This is a genomic window from Rhodococcus sp. OS5 (assembly GCF_056837585.1).
On record NZ_CM166368.1, the window covers coordinates 41,835 to 58,523 of the forward strand.

27 protein-coding genes and 2 pseudogenes are annotated in these 16,689 nt (G+C 61.3%); 22 read left to right on the top strand and 7 right to left on the bottom strand.

Going from position 1 to position 16,689, the window contains the following annotated elements; all coding sequences use genetic code 11:
- Positions 1-370: 370 nt before the first annotated feature.
- From ACVZUB_RS00190 to ACVZUB_RS00225, 8 genes and pseudogenes are all read left to right on the top strand, one after another.
- Positions 371-766, top strand: a pseudogene (locus ACVZUB_RS00190) (DUF2637 domain-containing protein); the annotation flags it as partial.
- Between the two features lie 44 nt (positions 767-810).
- On the top strand, positions 811-1,245 hold the full coding sequence (locus ACVZUB_RS00195) for a DnaB-like helicase N-terminal domain-containing protein (RefSeq protein ID WP_482628558.1): 435 nt from the start codon (positions 811-813) through the stop codon (positions 1,243-1,245).
- 14 nt (positions 1,246-1,259) lie between these two features.
- Positions 1,260-1,436, top strand: a complete 177-nt coding sequence (locus tag ACVZUB_RS00200; protein ID WP_172403474.1) for a hypothetical protein — start codon at positions 1,260-1,262, stop codon at positions 1,434-1,436.
- Positions 1,433-1,645, top strand: a complete 213-nt coding sequence (locus ACVZUB_RS00205) for a hypothetical protein (protein WP_054781723.1) — start codon at positions 1,433-1,435, stop codon at positions 1,643-1,645. The genes ACVZUB_RS00200 and ACVZUB_RS00205 overlap by 4 nt, the downstream gene beginning before the upstream one ends.
- 2 nt (positions 1,646-1,647) lie before the next feature.
- Complete coding sequence (locus ACVZUB_RS00210) at positions 1,648-1,815, top strand: hypothetical protein (protein WP_165638552.1); 168 nt, start codon at positions 1,648-1,650, stop codon at positions 1,813-1,815.
- Between the two features lie 86 nt (positions 1,816-1,901).
- On the top strand, positions 1,902-2,702 hold the full coding sequence (locus ACVZUB_RS00215) for a Fic/DOC family protein (protein WP_063315327.1): 801 nt from the start codon (positions 1,902-1,904) through the stop codon (positions 2,700-2,702).
- Positions 2,703-2,845: 143 nt separating this feature from the next.
- On the top strand, positions 2,846-3,262 hold the full coding sequence (locus ACVZUB_RS00220) for a recombinase family protein (RefSeq protein ID WP_482628559.1): 417 nt from the start codon (positions 2,846-2,848) through the stop codon (positions 3,260-3,262).
- A gap of 942 nt (positions 3,263-4,204) precedes the next feature.
- Complete coding sequence (locus tag ACVZUB_RS00225) at positions 4,205-4,954, top strand: GAF and ANTAR domain-containing protein (protein ID WP_054781727.1); 750 nt, start codon at positions 4,205-4,207, stop codon at positions 4,952-4,954.
- Between the two features lie 428 nt (positions 4,955-5,382).
- Here the strand turns inward: ACVZUB_RS00225 and ACVZUB_RS00230 are convergent, their stop codons facing one another.
- Positions 5,383-5,733, bottom strand: a complete 351-nt coding sequence (locus tag ACVZUB_RS00230) for a hypothetical protein (protein ID WP_058036951.1) — start codon at positions 5,731-5,733, stop codon at positions 5,383-5,385.
- Positions 5,734-6,356: 623 nt separating this feature from the next.
- Here ACVZUB_RS00230 and ACVZUB_RS00235 point away from each other — a divergent pair.
- The 3 genes from ACVZUB_RS00235 to ACVZUB_RS00245 are packed head-to-tail and all read left to right on the top strand — an operon-like array spanning position 6,357 to position 7,421.
- Positions 6,357-6,545 carry a hypothetical protein gene (locus ACVZUB_RS00235; protein ID WP_058036953.1) on the top strand — a complete coding sequence of 63 codons (189 nt, stop codon included), beginning with the start codon at positions 6,357-6,359 and terminating at the stop codon, positions 6,543-6,545.
- Between the two features lie 46 nt (positions 6,546-6,591).
- A complete protein-coding gene (locus ACVZUB_RS00240) occupies positions 6,592-7,179 on the top strand; it encodes a type 1 glutamine amidotransferase domain-containing protein (protein ID WP_054781740.1) in 588 nt (195 codons plus the stop codon).
- A gap of 14 nt (positions 7,180-7,193) precedes the next feature.
- On the top strand, positions 7,194-7,421 hold the full coding sequence (locus ACVZUB_RS00245; RefSeq protein WP_054781741.1) for a DUF6480 family protein: 228 nt from the start codon (positions 7,194-7,196) through the stop codon (positions 7,419-7,421).
- A gap of 87 nt (positions 7,422-7,508) precedes the next feature.
- On the opposite strand, the gene ACVZUB_RS00250 is transcribed toward ACVZUB_RS00245, so the two are convergent.
- Entirely contained in the window at positions 7,509-7,748 is a 240-nt protein-coding gene (locus ACVZUB_RS00250) for a DUF7218 family protein (protein ID WP_482628560.1), read from the bottom strand.
- Between the two features lie 274 nt (positions 7,749-8,022).
- On the opposite strand from ACVZUB_RS00250, the pseudogene ACVZUB_RS00255 reads away from it, so the two are divergent.
- Positions 8,023-8,148, top strand: a pseudogene (locus tag ACVZUB_RS00255) (thioredoxin-disulfide reductase); the annotation flags it as partial.
- A complete protein-coding gene (locus ACVZUB_RS00260) occupies positions 8,145-8,390 on the top strand; it encodes an ANTAR domain-containing protein (protein ID WP_308115469.1) in 246 nt (81 codons plus the stop codon). The pseudogene ACVZUB_RS00255 and the gene ACVZUB_RS00260, both read left to right, overlap by 4 nt.
- A 68-nt stretch (positions 8,391-8,458) precedes the next feature.
- Here the strand turns inward: ACVZUB_RS00260 and ACVZUB_RS00265 are convergent, their stop codons facing one another.
- Entirely contained in the window at positions 8,459-9,226 is a 768-nt protein-coding gene (locus tag ACVZUB_RS00265; protein ID WP_482628057.1) for a GAF and ANTAR domain-containing protein, read from the bottom strand.
- Between the two features lie 269 nt (positions 9,227-9,495).
- Between ACVZUB_RS00265 and ACVZUB_RS00270 the strand changes: the two genes are divergently transcribed.
- The gene (locus tag ACVZUB_RS00270; RefSeq protein ID WP_482628058.1) at positions 9,496-10,143 is read left to right on the top strand and encodes a GAF and ANTAR domain-containing protein; all 648 of its coding nucleotides are present in this window, start codon (positions 9,496-9,498) and stop codon (positions 10,141-10,143) included.
- A gap of 58 nt (positions 10,144-10,201) precedes the next feature.
- Positions 10,202-10,900 (top strand): GAF domain-containing protein, encoded by a 699-nt coding sequence (locus ACVZUB_RS00275; protein ID WP_042445280.1) that lies wholly within the window; start codon positions 10,202-10,204, stop codon positions 10,898-10,900.
- Positions 10,901-11,094: 194 nt separating this feature from the next.
- On the opposite strand, the gene ACVZUB_RS00280 is transcribed toward ACVZUB_RS00275, so the two are convergent.
- The gene (locus ACVZUB_RS00280) at positions 11,095-11,295 is read right to left on the bottom strand and encodes a hypothetical protein (RefSeq protein WP_042445278.1); all 201 of its coding nucleotides are present in this window, start codon (positions 11,293-11,295) and stop codon (positions 11,095-11,097) included.
- A gap of 27 nt (positions 11,296-11,322) precedes the next feature.
- Positions 11,323-11,667, bottom strand: coding sequence for a MerR family transcriptional regulator (locus ACVZUB_RS00285; RefSeq protein ID WP_054781737.1), 345 nt, complete (start codon positions 11,665-11,667; stop codon positions 11,323-11,325).
- Between the two features lie 164 nt (positions 11,668-11,831).
- On the opposite strand from ACVZUB_RS00285, the gene ACVZUB_RS00290 reads away from it, so the two are divergent.
- From ACVZUB_RS00290 to ACVZUB_RS00310, 5 genes are all read left to right on the top strand, one after another.
- Positions 11,832-12,290 carry an Hsp20/alpha crystallin family protein gene (locus ACVZUB_RS00290; RefSeq protein WP_158171149.1) on the top strand — a complete coding sequence of 153 codons (459 nt, stop codon included), beginning with the start codon at positions 11,832-11,834 and terminating at the stop codon, positions 12,288-12,290.
- Complete coding sequence (locus ACVZUB_RS00295) at positions 12,287-12,673, top strand: hypothetical protein (RefSeq protein ID WP_482628059.1); 387 nt, start codon at positions 12,287-12,289, stop codon at positions 12,671-12,673. Before ACVZUB_RS00290 ends, ACVZUB_RS00295 begins: the two co-directional genes overlap by 4 nt.
- Positions 12,674-12,993: 320 nt before the next feature.
- Positions 12,994-13,257 (top strand): hypothetical protein, encoded by a 264-nt coding sequence (locus tag ACVZUB_RS00300; protein ID WP_054781739.1) that lies wholly within the window; start codon positions 12,994-12,996, stop codon positions 13,255-13,257.
- Between the two features lie 60 nt (positions 13,258-13,317).
- Positions 13,318-13,482, top strand: a complete 165-nt coding sequence (locus tag ACVZUB_RS00305) for a hypothetical protein (RefSeq protein ID WP_156423042.1) — start codon at positions 13,318-13,320, stop codon at positions 13,480-13,482.
- Positions 13,483-13,745: 263 nt separating this feature from the next.
- A complete protein-coding gene (locus ACVZUB_RS00310) occupies positions 13,746-13,889 on the top strand; it encodes a hypothetical protein (protein ID WP_164490684.1) in 144 nt (47 codons plus the stop codon).
- 68 nt (positions 13,890-13,957) lie between these two features.
- Here the strand turns inward: ACVZUB_RS00310 and ACVZUB_RS00315 are convergent, their stop codons facing one another.
- Positions 13,958-14,083 (bottom strand): hypothetical protein, encoded by a 126-nt coding sequence (locus tag ACVZUB_RS00315; protein ID WP_256082775.1) that lies wholly within the window; start codon positions 14,081-14,083, stop codon positions 13,958-13,960.
- A 538-nt stretch (positions 14,084-14,621) separates the two neighbouring features.
- On the opposite strand from ACVZUB_RS00315, the gene ACVZUB_RS00320 reads away from it, so the two are divergent.
- On the top strand, positions 14,622-14,861 hold the full coding sequence (locus tag ACVZUB_RS00320) for a hypothetical protein (protein ID WP_042445260.1): 240 nt from the start codon (positions 14,622-14,624) through the stop codon (positions 14,859-14,861).
- A gap of 508 nt (positions 14,862-15,369) precedes the next feature.
- Here ACVZUB_RS00320 and ACVZUB_RS00325 read toward each other — a convergent pair.
- Entirely contained in the window at positions 15,370-15,993 is a 624-nt protein-coding gene (locus ACVZUB_RS00325) for a DUF6328 family protein (protein ID WP_223304630.1), read from the bottom strand.
- A gap of 415 nt (positions 15,994-16,408) precedes the next feature.
- Between ACVZUB_RS00325 and ACVZUB_RS00330 the strand changes: the two genes are divergently transcribed.
- Complete coding sequence (locus tag ACVZUB_RS00330) at positions 16,409-16,576, top strand: hypothetical protein (protein ID WP_156888899.1); 168 nt, start codon at positions 16,409-16,411, stop codon at positions 16,574-16,576.
- Positions 16,577-16,689: the final 113 nt, after the last annotated feature.

The following is a 16,689-nucleotide window of genomic DNA, read 5'->3' on the forward strand; positions in this document are numbered from 1 at the left end:
TCGTGGTGACAGCATCCGTGCGCGGGATGCCAAGCAGCCAGGAGATTGCAACCACTATCGAGGAAGATAACGGACATTCACCCCATGGCGGGGTGGTTCGGCACGAAGTGCTTCGTCGTTCCCAGCAGTCAGAGACTTGGGACTTGCCCGGGTGACTGCCCAGGAGATTCTTGTCGTCTTGGTTGAACGTCTGTTGGCCGACGAACCCTCAGTAACGGGTAAAACGTGACGTTCTCGCTCGACGCTGACCCCTTTCGTATGTACGTATATCCGTAGATGCGGACATACACGGAAAGCTAAATGGGGGTCCCACAAGGAGGCAACCCGGCGAAGCTCCAGACCGGGAACCTTTGGAAGGAAAAACCCGATCATGAACGACTTTAGCCTCCGGGCTGCCCGTATCCAGCTAGGCGCATTGCTCGCCGCACTCGCACTCGCGATCGTCATTGCACTCGGCATCACCACCGGCGCATTCGTACTTTCCTTCGCCGTACAACGCGACCTTGCAAGGCAAGCGCTGATCCCCGAACACCTGACCTGGATTTTCCCGGCGATCGTCGACAGTGCAATCCTCGGCGCGACCATCGCCATCGTCATCATCAGCAAGCTCAACATGAACAAACGCGACAGAGGCTTCTACATAGCGCTTGCAGTCAGCGTTGTCGTGATCAGCATCCTCGGAAACGCGTACCACGCCTATCACGCAGCAATCGCCGCACGGCAGTTCATCGTCGGTGGGGGAGACCTCGGGTTCAGTCCCCTCGCGAGTACAGCACCGCCCTCGACGTCGAGGCTCAACTCCTGTGCTCGCTGCTCTGGGCGCCGGCTGAGAGCGCGAAACGTGCCGTCGCAGCTCTGACCAGCGCAGACTTCTACCGGCCCGTGAACGCGGCACTGTTCACCGCCATCGAGGAGCTAGTCACTTCCGGCAAACCGCACAACAGTGCCCATGTCTTCGCCACCTTGCAGCAGGAAGGACGCACCAGCGGACACCTCGGGAAACAACTCACCAAAGCACTCACCGACATCACCACCATCGGCATCCCGTCCGCCGAACTCGAGCACAACATCGCAGCAGTCCTCACCCAGGCCTACCGGCGCGGATTCCGCGAAGCAGCACGATCCCTCGCCCAAGCCGCCGAAGAACTCCCCGAAGACCAACTGTTCGAACACCTGCTCAGCATCGGCCGCGAACGCCGCGCAGCCTCCCAACGCCTCGCAGCCATCCGCGAAGGCCGCCCATGACTAACAAACCGAGAGTGTTGAAACACAGCATCTTCGGAGTCCTCGCGCTCGCCGTCGCAGCCCTGGACTTCACCATCGGCACCAAACACATGATCACCGCCGGAATCATCGCCCTCACCGCCTCCGTCTACAGCTTCACCAAAGCCGCCAGCCTCCGAAAAGCCCCAAACGACAAAGGGAATCGACCATGACGACCGAAAAAGACACCAGCAAACCCGGCTGGAAAGCGCACACCGTCGTCGCGCTGATCAGCCTCGCCGTAGGCATCATCTTCCTCACCGGCGGAACAACCATTTCACTCATCGCCGGAACAAGCCTCCTCGGGCTTGCCGTCTACCACTACGTCGTAGCCCTACGCCTCCGCCGAGAACTCAAGACACCCGCCGAAGAGGAGGGTTGAACGTGAGCGACGACGAACACGATGCCTGGCAACTGCACCACCACGGAGCCAGCTGGGACGACATCGGCACCGAAATGGGATGCAGCCCCACCACCGCGCAAACCCTCGCAACCGCCTACGAGAAACGCACCGACAACGCCGCCGCACAAACCCAAAACACTCTGTTCTGAAAACCCGTCCGTAGGTCCGTGTCGGAGCTACCAGGCACAATCGCCGGAAACGACAGAAAGGAACGCCATGAACAACGAGATCACGAATGGCGGAATTGGCAGCGAACCCGATCGACGGACACTTCGACTTCGCGCACCTGCAAGCAATCCACCGACACCTACTCGGCGACCTGTACGAATGGGCCGGTGAAATCCGCACCATCGACACCGCGCCAGGCGATCTCGGCATCCTCCACGACCCACCCGCCGCCATCCCAGGCGAACTCGACCGAGTGTTCACCGACATCAACAGCGGCGTCTACGTCAACCACCACAGCCACGAAGCGTTCGTCCAGGACCTCGCCGGACACTGGGGAGATCTCACCAGTGTCCACCCGTTCGTCGACGGAAACTCCCGCACCCAAAGGGTTTTCTTCGACCAACTCGCACGCGACGTCGGATGGGCAATCGAATGGCGCGAACTCAGCGCCGACGCCGTCCAAGCCGCCCGCAACTTCGCCTACATCGACGGCGGAACCATCCTCGCCGACGTCCTACGACCCGCGATCAAACCTGTCACCGAAGTGCCCATGGACTCCATCGCCACCGCACCCCGCGAGAACGTCATGACGTTCCCCGCGCACTGGCAGGCGATGATCGAGCACTACGACACCATGCCCGAACAGACCTATACCTGGGCGAGCCAGATCAAACCCGAAGCACCACAACATGACCCACAGACCACCGAGATCCGGCCAGCCCCCAAGCCGGCCGCTCCGGAACCGGAACTAGCCGACCTCGACACCACCAAGTTTCACACCCACTGGAGCCCCGAGGTCGACCACCAACTCATGAACAGCCGCACCATCCCACAACACAGCAGCAGACCAGAAGGACCGAGACTGTGAGCATCATCGGATACGCCCGCGTCTCCACCCTCGAACAAAACCCCGAACTGCAAGAACACGCACTCCGCTAAGCCGGAGCGATCCGCATCTTCACCGACTACGAATCCGGCTCCAAAACGCAGCGCCCCCAGCTCACCGAATGCCTGAACTACCTACGTGACCACGACGGTGATGTCCTCGTCGTCTGGAAACTCGACAGGCTCGGACGATCCGTCCGCCACGTCATCGACACCGTTCACAACCTCGGTGAGCGCGGCATCGCATTCCGTTCCCTCACAGAAGGATTCGATACCACCACCGCAGGCGGCGAATTTCTCTTCCACATCATGGCAGCCCTTGCCCAAATGGAACGCCGCATGATCGTCGAACGTACTCATGCCGGCCTCGAAGCCGCCCGACGTCAAGGTCGACGCGGCGGCCGGCCGACTGTCATGACCCCGGAACGCACTGAACTCGCCCGTGCACTGCGCGAGCAAGGGAGGAGTCTTGACTCCATCGCTTCGACACTGGGCGTCGGTCGGTCCTCTGTCGGCCGTGCACTCCTGACGGCCATCCAATAGCTCGATCTTTTTCGGAAGACGGTAGTTCAGTTGTGAATCTTGTTGCAGTCTCTACGAATACCGATGGTACCGGTTGGCTCGGTGAGTGTCCTCTCGGAGGTTGAGGGGCTCGATCACGGTGGACTGACCGAGACTGATACCGACCGAAGCTCCTCAACAGTTTGTGGGCCACCGACTGCACCCGCCAGTGAGCCTAATCATGAAGGCTACGCGTTCGTCTCCGTCTCGTTGGAACGGAGACACGGAGACTTTAGCGCTGAACCGCGATGTAATTCGCTGTTGGAAGGGTGCTCCGCGAGGCTGGAGGAGGACTTCGGGACGGGGAGCCGTCCGGAGTCGAGGAAGATGATGCGACGTTCGATGTCGACGTGTGATTGCAGAATCGTCCGCAGAACCGTCCGAGGAGGGTGAAGCCGACAGCTGTTTGTACTCCGTGTAGCCACTACAGGTGTGGGGAGGCGCAGACCGGCGATCTTGGCTACGTAGGTGCGTCTGGTCGGTAGTGGGTCCGCATGGATGTGGCGTTGCGGCGTTTCCCCATACCGTTGAAGGTCTGTGGTCGGGGCGGGTTTGCGTTGGTGGTGTGTGGGATACCTCTGGGTTGCGGTATCGGGAGCACTCGAAAAGGATTTCGGGGCGCCGCGCAGACGACCTGCCTTCCGGCTGTCCGCTCGCCGGGGGTGGGTCAGCCCCGAAATGGGGCATCCTGGTACGGGCAGTGCCGGGATGCGCATCGGGTTCGCTGGCGTCGGCGCTCACACCTCGGCGCCGGCGAACCACCCTTTGGTTCGGGTTGCTGGTGCGGCGGGACCGCGGCGTCGTGGTGGGGTTTGGTGGTGGTGTGTTCGGGCATTCGTGAGTTGTTGACAAGTGGAGATCGGGGTTTTGCCCATTTTCGTCGTGTGCCGTCACGGTCTCGTGGGAGTGCGTGTGAGGTGTGGGATGGATGTCGTACGAAGCGCTGCTGTCGGTGATGGGTGGTTTCCTCCGCTCGATGCGGCTGCCGAAGCGTTGCAGGATCTGTATCGGGTGTTGAATCCGGCCGGTCACATCGAGAAGTATCTGAACCGGTTGTGTGAGCATGCGGTGGAGTTGATCGAGGATGCGGACATGGCGGGGGTGACGGTTCTCGATGAGGAGGGTGCTGCGTCGACGGCGGCGCGCACGTCCCGTGAGGTCGTCATAGTAGACGAGCTGCAGTATCGGTCGTGGGCGGGTCCGTGTATCGAGGCCGCGGAGAGCGAGCAGATCGTGGTGGCGGACCGCACGACTGCCAGTGAGCGGTGGCCGGGTCTGGCGTCCGAGGCCCGGCGATTCGGGGTGCAGAGTTTCCTGTCGATTCCGTTGCCTGCGCTCGAGCCCGGGGTGCGTGCGGGTGCGGTCAACGTGTACGGCAGCCGTGCGGACGGGTTCGCTCGTTCTGAGGTGGCGTTGATGAATTTGTTCACCACTGCCGCTGGGTATGCGATCGGCAGTACCGAACGTTACCGGGGTGCCCGGCAGTTGGCTCTGCAGCTCGAGCGTGCTCTCGATTCGCGGGCGGTGATCGATCAGGCGAAGGGGGTGTTGATGGCGGTCCACGGTGTCGATGCGGATGCGGCGTTCGCGATGCTGGTCGAGAGATCCCAACGCACCAACACGAAACTGCGGGCGGTGGCAGAGGATCTGCTGGCGAGTGTGCGCATCACCTAGAGATGATGACAAGCCCTCGCCGATGCCGGGCAATGAGCGTGCGAGGGTCCGCGTCCGGGGTCGTGCTGATCGGTTGATGTGAGGTGTGACTCCTCCGACCTGCCGCTGGGCCACCCTACGATCGGCACACACACACCGCACCCTCGTTGTGGGGCCGGAACTGTCTGGGTTTCCGAAACCAATGAGAGAGCACTGCATCACACGTGTCGCATTTCAGTCCGGTGAGGGCTGGTACTTTCAGCCGATCGGGTGCAGGGTGAGAATCGTCCCGGTCTGTGCTGGCTCGGGACTGTTGTTCTGCCGGACGTCGACTCCCATCCCCGTCCGGCAGAGCCCGTTCGTAGCGAATCGAGAACCGTTGGTTCGGTGACAAAGCAGGCTCCTCGGCAACAGACGCCTCGTTACCGAGCCACGGACGCGCTCGGAGTTCAGCGCTGGTCGTCGAGCGGGGAGATCGATTGTTCGAGCAGATATTCCTCGGGTGCCGGCCATAGGGTATCGAGTTCGGCGGAGAAGGCTTCCATAAATTGCCTTGCGCGAACTCCGTTCTGCCACAGGATGAACGAGGAGCTAGCTGCGACATTGCTCGACGAGTGTGTGAGTGCTTGACACCCCACCGTCAGTGGCACCACCAGGTCGTCGTCGGTGCCGGCAGGTCGTCGTCGGAACGAATGCGATCGTCCAGTTCCCCAAGGCCTCGGCGCCGACGACTGAACTTCTTCCCAGCCGAGTTCGTTGACGTCCTGCAACCGCGCGGATCTCCCAGAGCGCACGGTCATTGCCACGTCACGTTTCCTCAGTGCGTGAGCTGGGTAACAAATCGGGGGTCGGTGAAGGAGGGCTTGTGGTGGATGTCGCGTCGTGGACGGAGTCCGAAGAGCACGAAAGGTGGTGGCGCGAGATCGTGGGAATCGCACCTTTCGAAGACCGCCGTGTGGCAAGAGATGTCGGAGACTTGCCGTGTGCCAAGGATTCCACGGCCTCCGCAGGCACGAATGGAAGCCCGCTGCGTTTCGCGGCGTGACGGCGGCCTGAGAGCCGGCCTCATAGAAGGGTGGATGCACGGTGCTGAATGTTGTTCTGTTGCTTGTGATGCTGAGTATCGGCATGGGTGTGGTGATGTGTCTGGACTTCCGATGGCTTCGCTCTTCGGCTCGAGATGATCGTCGACGGTTTGCGTATCGGGGAGATGCGGGGATCCCCAAGTCGTAAATCTGTTTCTGACGGCTCAGGTCGCATACCAGCGACCTCTCTGATCGCCTCGCGCACTTCGTGTGTGAACCGTACAGTCGGCGTACGACGCGCGGGGTCAGCGCCTGAGCGTCCATGGTGACGGTACGGGTTGATACGCCGTCGTCGCAGTCGATGATTGAAGAAGCATCGGCTGGGGAAGCCGACCCGAATGGCTACTTACAGAGTGATCAATCCTGCAGGCGACGTCACCGCGACGCGCGAGATCGACAGCGCTGACGATGCGCATGCCTGGTTCGTCGATGCCCGCGCCGACAACTCGGAACTGGGATGGCGCATGGAAGTCCAGCATGACGGTGAATGGTCGTTCTTCGACGACACCGAGGGCGCATCCAGCTGAGCAGTCGCTCGACGGTTGTGACGAAGATGAGGGAGGACGTTCAAGCATGAGTCGACTACTCGCAGGAAAGAAAGTGGCATTCCTCGTGGCGACGGAGGGAGTCGAACAAATCGAGTTGACGGACCCGTGGGATGCGTTGGTTGCCGAACACGCTCAGCCGTCGATTGTTTCGACAAAATCCGGAACTATTCAGGCATTCAATCATCTCGACAAAGCTGACGTCTTCGACGTGGATGCGGTGGTCGAGTCGGCGAAGTCGTCGGAATACGACGCACTCGTCCTACCCGGTGGTGTGGCCAACCCTGATTTCCTTCGTGTGAATCCAGGGGCGGTGGCGTTCGCCCGGAGTTTCTTCGACGCCGGGAAGCCTGTCGCAGTGATCTGCCACGGACCGTGGACGCTGGTCGAAGCCGGCGTGGTCGCCGGTCGCACGCTGACGTCGTGGCCTAGTTTGCGTACCGATATCACGAATGCGGGCGGCACGTGGGTGGACGAAGAAGTCGTGGTCTGTACTTCAGGACCGAATACGTTGATATCGAGCCGCAACCCCGATGATTTACCGGCGTTCTGCGCGACACTGACCGACACGCTTCGGCAGCCCCAGGCATCGACGAGGACTTCCGAGGGAAGTTGACCGGGAGGTACATCGTGACTTCTACACCGCCCGAACCAGATCCGGACAATACCCCTGACCTGGAACCCGGAGGCGGGGTCAAGCCGGGGAGCACCCCGCCCGATGCTCCCCAGACGTCGGGATTGTCCGAACCCGAACCCGCGACCGTCAAACGCTTTTCAGGAACCGGAATTGCAGCGATGGTCGCGGTCGCGTTGGTTGTCATCGTTTTCGTCATCGCCGCGGTGGCCATACTGGCATGATTTCTGCGCTTCGGACCGAGCGGTGTCGCATGGCGATTCGTACACAGAAGCCGAGTGTCGGGGTGGACCTGACGCCAAGGGCGAGGTTCAGTGATTTCGGAGGGTATCGATCAGTTCGCTCTTCTTGAGTTTCGAATAACCGTGAAGATCCAGCTCTTTGGCACGCTTCTTCAATTCCTCCACCGTCCAGTCTTCGTACGGCGAAGACTTGCCCCCGGATTTACCCACACTCGACCGCCCACGATTGGCGGCCGCGTTGGAAATCCGTGCCGCCTTCTGCTTCCCGTACGAGGAGCCACGATCTATAGCGGTGCGCTTCCTGGCTATGAATACCGCCCGTTTCGAATCCTGCACATCCGCCAGTCGACCTCCCCGGACGACACTGACCACCGGAAACGAAGGGCAATTGGCACCACATCAGAAGCATCAATCTTGCATCTGATGCAACCCGTCTCCCTGGCCCGGATATGACGAAGCCGCCGGCACCGAAGGTGTCCAGTGGCTTTTCAGGATCGGTGCCCGTCTTGCGCTTATCGGCAAGCGGCCGCTCGAAGCGGCATTTCTTTCGGTGATACCCCGGCAGAACCGAACACCGACAGGTCAGGCGATCACCGCTGTCCGCGCCGGATGCGCCGCAGCAATCGACGCCGAACGCTGGCTGCTCGACAGCGGCGGCATCACCGCCAACACGTTCCACTCGGCCGGCCATACCGTAGACGCCGTCTGACTCTTACACCCAGCGAAAGGAACTTTGAGCGTGCTCTCGATTCGCGGGCGGTGATCGATCAGGCGAAGGGGGCGAAGGGGGTGTTGATGGCGGTGCACGGTGTCGATGCGGATGGGGCGTTCGCGATGTTGGTCGAGACGTCCCGACGTACCAATACGAAAGTCAGGGTCGTCGCGGAGGAATTGTTAGCGAGCGTGCGCACACCTAGAGATGACGAGGCCCCTCGAACGCGGCGATGGTGAGTTCTCCCGCCTATCGACGGCACGCCGCTTCGTGCCGTCGCAGCGTTCTGACCGGTCGATCGGAAGCTCTATGTGCGTTGGTCGTCGGCTGAAATGATTGTCTGACGTGCAACGTCCAGTAAATCCCGCGACTGATGACGTGCTGAAGCCTGGAGTTCGGAAAGCGCGGTCTGGGGGTCTGTATTGCGGCGGATCATCAAGATTCCGACTGCGCGTTCGATGTCGGCACGTGAGGCGATTCCTCGGCGCAGGGCGTTGGCGGCATGTTCGAGTCGATGGTCTGTTGCGATGGCGTCGAGCCCCGCTCCCAGATATTCGGCGATGACGACGACGAGATCGCGGTCCCGGTCCGTCTCTGCCACCGCTGAATGCGAGTACAGGTTCAGTGACCCGACCGGCTCGTTGTAGTTGAACAGTGGTATCGCGAGAAAACCTTCCAATCCGGCGTTGCGCGCAGCAATGCCGAGAGTGGGCCACCGTGTGCCTAACTGCTCGACCGACATTCGGACCGACCGACCCGTGCGCGATGCTGACAGGCAGGGTCCGTCACCGAGGAGATATTGCGTGCGATCGAATTCTTCTACACGTTCATCGGTAGGGGCGACGGTGAACGGTTCGCTGTCCAGTGATGCCGTGACACCGGCGTGATCAACACCGACAACCAGATCGACGGCGGCGATCGTGCATCGAATCATCAACTCCACGACTCGATCCGGGGAATCAGCCGGTATGGAGAGAGATTGTTCGAGGCGATCGATGAGTCGCGGCTCGCGACCCTGTGCTCGCGCGAAGGCGGCCGACGGTCGCGCGCGCGGATGAGAACTGTCGAAGTTCATGATTTCTTGCCCGATCCGCGCGGTGGAAGTGGTCCACCAATGAAAAGTGGCACCGACGCGGCCGACTCGGCCGCGCGCCTGAGAAGTACCTCTATTCGGTAATCTCGACTTTACGCCGGATCGGAGTGACCAGGCGCCGTGTGTGCCCCGTGAAGGCGACTGAGGAGGTGCGTCCTGTGAATGCAGATCCGAGAGGAAGTCAGGACACACCCGAATTTCCCGACGAATCCGAAAGTGAGAGAGGGCGCCGCGCATCAGTCGAGTTGCCGATGACCGCGAAACTGTGTCGACAGTGTTTGAGGCTGGCGGAAGTTCAAGGGGCGGCGATCACAGTGCTCAGCAGCTCTTCGTCGAGGGAATTGATGTACGCGACGGACTCGGTGGCACAACATCTCGACGAACTACAGTTCACCGGCGGTGACGGTCCGTGCGTTGATGCATTCACAACTGAGCGACCGATGTTCTGCAACGACACTTCCAGTGATTCCGCCAATGACATCTGGCCGGGGTTTGCCAGCGAGGCAGACAAAGCCGGTGTCGGATCGGTGTTCGCCTTTCCGCTCAGGGGCGGAGGTGATGTCTTCGGTGTGCTCGAACTGTACCGTCTCGATCCCATTGGCCTCGACGACGAGCAGATCGAATTGGCGACTGCGAGTGCCGCTGCGATTTCGATGGCGATTCTTGCCGAACTTCCTGTCACCGGTGATCTGGACGCTGGGATGCTCGTCAATGCCTTTCACCGACCCGAGGTGAACCAGGCAGTCGGGATGATCGCGATCCAACTTCGTGTCTCGGTCGAAGAGTCACTTTCTCGGCTTCGAGCCGCCGCGTACTCCTCGGGGAGGCCGATCTGGGAGATCGCCGCAGATGTCGTGAATCGGCGGATCCGATTCGCACACGGTGGTGAGGACGGATGACATCTGATTCGGAAAGATCGCGCAATGTCTCTGCAGTACTTGACGATGGGAGCCCAGGATGAACACCCCCGCAATACAATTGAGCATTGCCGAGGTGACTCATCTTCTCACCACCGACTTCGATTCCCTGCGTGTACTCGAAACGATCGTTGAGCGATCGAGACAGAATCTGAGCGGTGTGTGGTGCGTCCTCGTCGTGCGAAACGGGGAGCAAGGTTATCTTGATGTGTTGGTGGAGTCGGCAAATGCCGAGTTCGTTCCCGACCGGACTCTTGCCATATCGGGTCCGGCTGCGCTGAGCGCTGAGAGCGGAGCGGTTGTGATGGTCGACAGCTTCAAAGACGTGGGGGAGCGGTGGCGGAAATTCGGTCGCTCAGGACTCGAACATGGGCTGGGCGGGTGCCGCTGCTTTCCGATGAGGTTGGGTCGGACATCGCTCGGATCACTCGTGGTCTTTACTCACGATTCGTGGCACAGCGCGGAGCGTAGTAATGCATACGGGCAGTCGATGGCAGATTTGGCCGCTCTGACTCTGTCCACGGACAGTCGTCAGGATCGTCATTCGCAGGTGGTGACGGCGGTCAAGAAGCTGATCGCGGTCCGCGGCGACGTGGAACAGGCAGTCGGCATGATCGCCGAACTCGACGGTATTTCGATCGAACTCGCAACTGCACGGCTGGCGGAGAACGCGCGGCGACGAGGGATCAGCGCCGCGGCGTACTCGTCGTTGGTGCTGGCGAACCCGGATGCCCGGTGAGGCAGAGCCTCCTAGGTGGCACGAGCATGAAGTGATCCTTACCGGGAAGTTTTCGTATCGTATGCACTCTCAGACCCGGTCGTGCAGTCGTTCCCGAAAGAGCTGTTAGACAACGTATTCGGATACAGAGATGCCTCGGGTCGGCAGGGCGTTCCCTGCCCGGTTGGTGTAGTGCACCAGTCGGACAGGGAACCTCAGCGTTCGTCGTCGAGCGGGGCGGGTGTCGATTGTTCGAGCAGATCTCCCTCGGGCGCCGGCCATGGGGTGTCGAGTTCGGTGGTGAGGGCTTCGAGGTCGACGGCATCCACTGCATTCGGGTCGGCTGGGATGGTTTGTTCGAGGTAGTCGGTGTCGGGTGTCGCGTCGAGGGCTGAGCGAATGCGGTTGTCTTCCATGGCGGTGGCCCTTTCTCTGTCGGGCGATCACGGACGTTTCTCTGTGTCGTGTGTGTTTTTCCGGCGTAGGTGGGCGTTGTCTGCGCGTAGCCGGGTGTTGTCGCGGCGTAGTAGGGCGGTGCTGTCTTCGAGTTCGAGGACTCGTTTGATGCCGACGAGGTTGATGCCGTCGGCGATGAGTTCTGTGATGCGGCCCAGACGGGTGAGGTCCTCGTCGTTGTAGCGGCGGGTACCGCCGCGGGTGCGGGCGGGGGTGATCAGGCCGTACTGTTCGTAGAGTCGCAGCGTGCCGGCGGTGAATCCGGAGAGCTCCGATGTCACCGAGATCGCGTACAGGCCAGGGGGTTCGGCGATAGCGGGGTTGCGCGCCATGATGGTCCTCCCATCAAAGAAATTTCGATACCTGCGGGAAAGCTCTTGATCCGATGTGTGTTTGATGATATACCAAATCTACAGCATCTACTGTAGAAGTTCGGTGGATGCGGTGGTGGTAGTCAGTGAACGGTTCCAGTGACTTTTCCTGGAGGTGACCGAAAATGTTGATGCGCACCGATCCTTTCCGTGACCTTGACCGCCTGACCCGACAGCTGTTGGGTACTGCTTCGCAGCCAGCGGTGATGCCGATGGATGCATGGCAGGAAGGTGAGCAGTTCGTCGTCGAGTTCGATCTTCCCGGCATGGACCCGGATTCACTCGACCTCGATGTGGACCGCAACGTGTTGACGGTGCACGCCGAGCGGCCGGTTCGCGCCGGCGAGGCGGAGATGATTGCGGCTGAGCGCCCGCGCGGGGTATTCAGTCGTCAACTGTTCCTGGGCGAGAACCTCGACACCGACAATATCGAGGCCGGCTACGACGCGGGCGTGCTGAGGTTGACGATCCCGCTCGCGGAGCGGGCCAAGCCCCGCAAGATCGAGATCAGCAGCGCCGGGAACAGCAACGGGAGCAGCAAGGAGGTGGGCCACAAGCAGGAGAGCAAGCAGATCGATGCGTGAACAGCACGCCGGAACAGTCCGCAGTCCACAACAGCAGGTCTCGAGAGGGTGCAGCGACAATGACTGGGGTCGATGATGTCGAGATCGACCGCATCGCCGAGGATGAGCGTGAAGTAGCCGGCAGGGGTCGGGGTGGCTACTCGGAGTGGGAGAGGCTGGGTATCCACCTCTGGCACGAACTGGAATATGCTGCCGTGGTGGAGGATTCGGATCGGATTCTCGCCGATGCACTCACTCCGGCGGCGTGGGTGTTGCTCACCCGGATTGCCGGCTGCACCCTCGACCCCGGCTTGGTGGCCCCGCCGATCATGATGTCCCGGTATACGTATCGGGTTCCGGTGATGCGGCCTCGGGCGACCCAACGCTCCCCTCCACAGGGTTAGGGGCGTGGGCGGGCTTCTCGTTGCCCGGCCCTCGACGGCGCAGCGGGGGACCCTCGGGTGTGAGGACTTGCGGGCAGGGTCCGTGGGTTCTTGCGCGGTGGTTGCCGAGACGCTCACACACTGTGACGTCTTTTGCGAGTACCGAGCAGCAGCGGGTACAGGCCTTGGACGGTAGAAAGTGCGAGAAGTGTGACCGGCTCGGCAATCACCTTTTCCGGCGCGCAGCGTGAACGCACACCGTGCAGAGTTTCGTCCGAACACAATGTCTACGAGTTATTTTCGGTCTACCAGCTTCTTTCGACAGACGGCGAGGTTGCGTGATGGAACGGTACAGGTTCACGTTCGCGGACGGATCGACCGCCGAGGAGTTCTTCGATTCGGACAACGAGGCGATCGTGGCGGCGACGGCGGCCAACGGCGGTAGTAGTGGGGGATTGCATGTCCAGCGCTACGACCACCTCGGGGCGTTGTTGCCCACGAAACTGCCTCCCGGCGGGCACCGCGGCACATGGTGCCCGAAGATCGGCATGCCGAGCCCGGCGCTGGTGGCGGAGTCGACGGTCGATCCGACGTCGAAGCTGTGAAGGGTTTACAGGACCGTAGGCGGGGTAACAGGTGGTCAGAGGACATGAAGGAGTACTCGCATGGATGTCGATGACCTCGATGTGGTGGTGTGGCCGGAATCCGAGGAACGTGAAGCGTGGTGGCGTCAGGTCGTCACAGGGGGCAGCGCGGGTGCCGCGACGTCGACGATGACACCGAATCGGAGTATCGAGGACGCCTCTTCTCGGATTCTGCACGCTGCGTAGATTCGTCGAGAGCGCAATCCCACCCGCCATGGGCGGTGGCGTGTGTCCGCCGGTGGGGGTCGATAGTTCCCCGTCTGGAATCTATCGACGCCGTTGGCGGAGTGCAGTTGTGCGTCCTTCCCGTCGGCAAGGGCGTGCAGGGTCCGTCTGGTCGTTACTGACGAACGATCAGACGGACCTACTCGGCTCATGTCGTGTGGTCTGACGCCGTTCGGCCGAACCGCTTCTAATCTTCAATCCTCAATGTGTGAAGGACCTTTCAGATGAACGTTCAGACTTCGAGATCGAACTCGTGGCCGGCTGTGCACAGCGGTTCGATGAGTACTGCCGAGATCAAGGCTCGTATCGAGTCGATGTACGCCGACCGAGGCGCTCTCGTTCCGAAAGGCACCGGAACAAAGTCCTGAGTATCGGCTGGGACCGAGTTGGGAGCGGCAGTAGGTCGATCCGTGGCCGAGCCCCGGGAGTTCGCGGGTCAGGGTGCGGTGGGGAAACCGTAGCGGCGGCGCATGTGGGCGACGTCGTCGTCGGTGCACGCGGTGGCGGCGATCCATCGGCAGGCCTGCTGAGAGTCGGCGTGCGTCCCGGGCTCGGCTCTCACCGGCGATGCCGAGGTAGGGGCAGTGTTCTGCGGGTGCTGCGTACGAGGATGTTATCCAATCGCAGCTGCTGATTATCCGCGAGGCGAATTTTGTCGTAGAGCACAGTGTGCGGAGTTCCGGTCAGCGAGGTGTGACCGGTTGCGGGCGACCTTTTCGGGGGTTTCGCTGGGTGTGGGCGATTCGCCGGCTGCTGGTGACGGCAGCCGACGAATCGGGCGTATCCCGTTGGCTCGCGTCGTGTGGGATGCGCGCGGGCCGTTACCGGTTGGTGCTTGCCGGGAAGGGCCCTGTTCGGCGACTCGTTGCCTGGGCAGCGTTCCGCCGTCAGGGCGGATTACCCGGCAAGGCGGATGGTGAAACCGGTGCAGCGTCAGGACTGATGCGCGTACACGTCAGTTCTGTCGGCGGCCGCGGATTCTCCCGGGAGTGGGGGGCGGTGTTCGTTGACGATTGCCGATGCGCCGCGTGGACGTCGTCTGTGCGGGGTATGGCCATGGACAGGGGAAAGTCGGCGGGAATAGAGAAGGAGAGAGGGCCATGAGTGGGCTGGAATCCGGTGCGGCGACGGGTACACGGGACAAGGACTACAACTTGATCTGGTTCGTCGAAGCGTCGTTGAGTAATGCGTTGCGTATGCAGACCTACATCGACGATGCCGAGCGTGACGGGGACGGCGAAGTGGCCGATCTGTTCCGTAAAGCCCAGAGCGAGAGCCCCAAGGGTGCGGAGATCGGGAAGAAGTTGCTTCTCGACAGGCTCGCCCAGACTGCCGTATGAGTCTGGTTCACCGTGCGTTGGGACTGACTGACCCCACACGGTTGCCAGAGGGGAGATCGTGATGATCAATGTTGCAGTGCTGGTGATCGTGTTGTGTATAGGGTTGGCTGTCGTTGCGCGCCTGGACTTCCGGGAGCGCTGATCGGCTGGGTGTGGCGGATCCGAACTTCCGGTATGCGGTGGTGACGGTCGGGTCTTCGGGGGATGCAGCATCGCACTCGACTCGCAGCCGAACAACCTTTCGCCGGTTGAGGGATGCCTGTCGCAGCGTTCGGGGATAGGAGGCGCGGCGGTGCGTCGCCCGTTTCGGTGCGGTTGGCGACACCAAAAAGTGTTGGAGTGCGGTTTGTTCGGGTCAGGTGTCCACCGTCGTGAGTGACAGAGTGCGGGTGAGGGCCTGTGTGCGACTCACCGAACCGTTCGCCGCGTGGGGTAGTTACCGAGGGGCCGGCGGGCTGAAACATCGGCGGTGGTGTATTCGGATGCGTGATGCGTCAGCATCCGCGGTCTAATGGTGGTTGCGTGGGTGCTGTGGTTCGTCGGGTTGTTTCTCGGGGCGGCCGAGATGCAGTTGGTGTGCGAAGAGAAGTGGGTAGCAGCACCACAATGTGATTGCCAGAAGTACGGCGCAGCCGCCGGCGATCAGGCCTGTGCTTTTGTTGACGACTACATCGAAAGTCAGGGTGAGAACGCCAGTCAGTGCGCCGCCGAGTAGGAGAAGGCCGGTGACGGCGAATCGTTGACCCTGCTCGACGAGGACGGGGAGGGCGTGACGCCTGAAGAGTAGGCGGTGCATGGCGACAGGTGATACGAGCACGATCGTCGCTGCCGTAGACATTGCCAGCGTGATCAGATACAAGTCCTTCTCGAAAGCTTGTAGATCCGAGAAGCGTTGTTGGAAGGGCAATGTCAGGAGGAAGCCGGTGAGGATCTGCATGCCGGTCTGGACTACCCGGAGCTCTTGGAGGATGTGGGACCAGTTGCGGTCGAGACGTTGGGTGGGTGTCTCGTGGCGGACGCGATAGTTCCATTCTGAATCGGCGCGTGGCGGTGCAGTGGCCTCGGGACGCGGTTCGGGGCGTGGGCGTTGCGGCCGGGCTCCGTCGCCGGTTGGTGCGTGTCCGGTGCTCATCTGGGTGAGCTACCCGCTCAGTGCGTGCGGAAAACAGGCTTCCCCGTGCCACGCGCAGGGCTGGGCACCTGCCACGTGAAGGGTAGGCAGTGATTCCTGTGGTGAGTTGTTCGTTGGGATCGTCGTGTGGTTGAGGTAGCGGGTTTTCGCAAGCTGCCCGTATGGGGGCGTTGCTCTGGTAGTCCTATGGGAGAGCCCCCAGGTGATGGGTGTGCGCAGAGCCGAAGGAAGTCATCATGACGCTGCCTTCGCAGGACCCAATTCGTATGGTCCAGACCCGCATCAGCCTTACGGGCAATCGCCTCAACAGCCCTACGGTTCAGCAGCCAATGTGCCCGACTCCCTGACTTGATTACGGGATCACCGACCTGGGGTACGCCGATACGAAACAACGAGTTCGGGAGGCGCTCAACGGATGAAGGATGTCAGAAAGGCGATGACGGAGACAGAGTTGGTCGAGGAGCTGCATCGACTCGAGAATCTCACGAAACGAAACCGATGTGAGCAGATCCGGCTAGAGATCGTGCACGACGAATTGGTCGGTCGCCAGACCGACTATCGCCGAATGGCCAACAACCATTAGTACGGAGTTCGATAATCCGAAAGTACTAGCGCACAGACTATTTCATTTGTCGGCGGCGTACAGCTTTGCCTGATTACCCGAAAGGATTCAGGCAATGCATACCGATTGTGCGG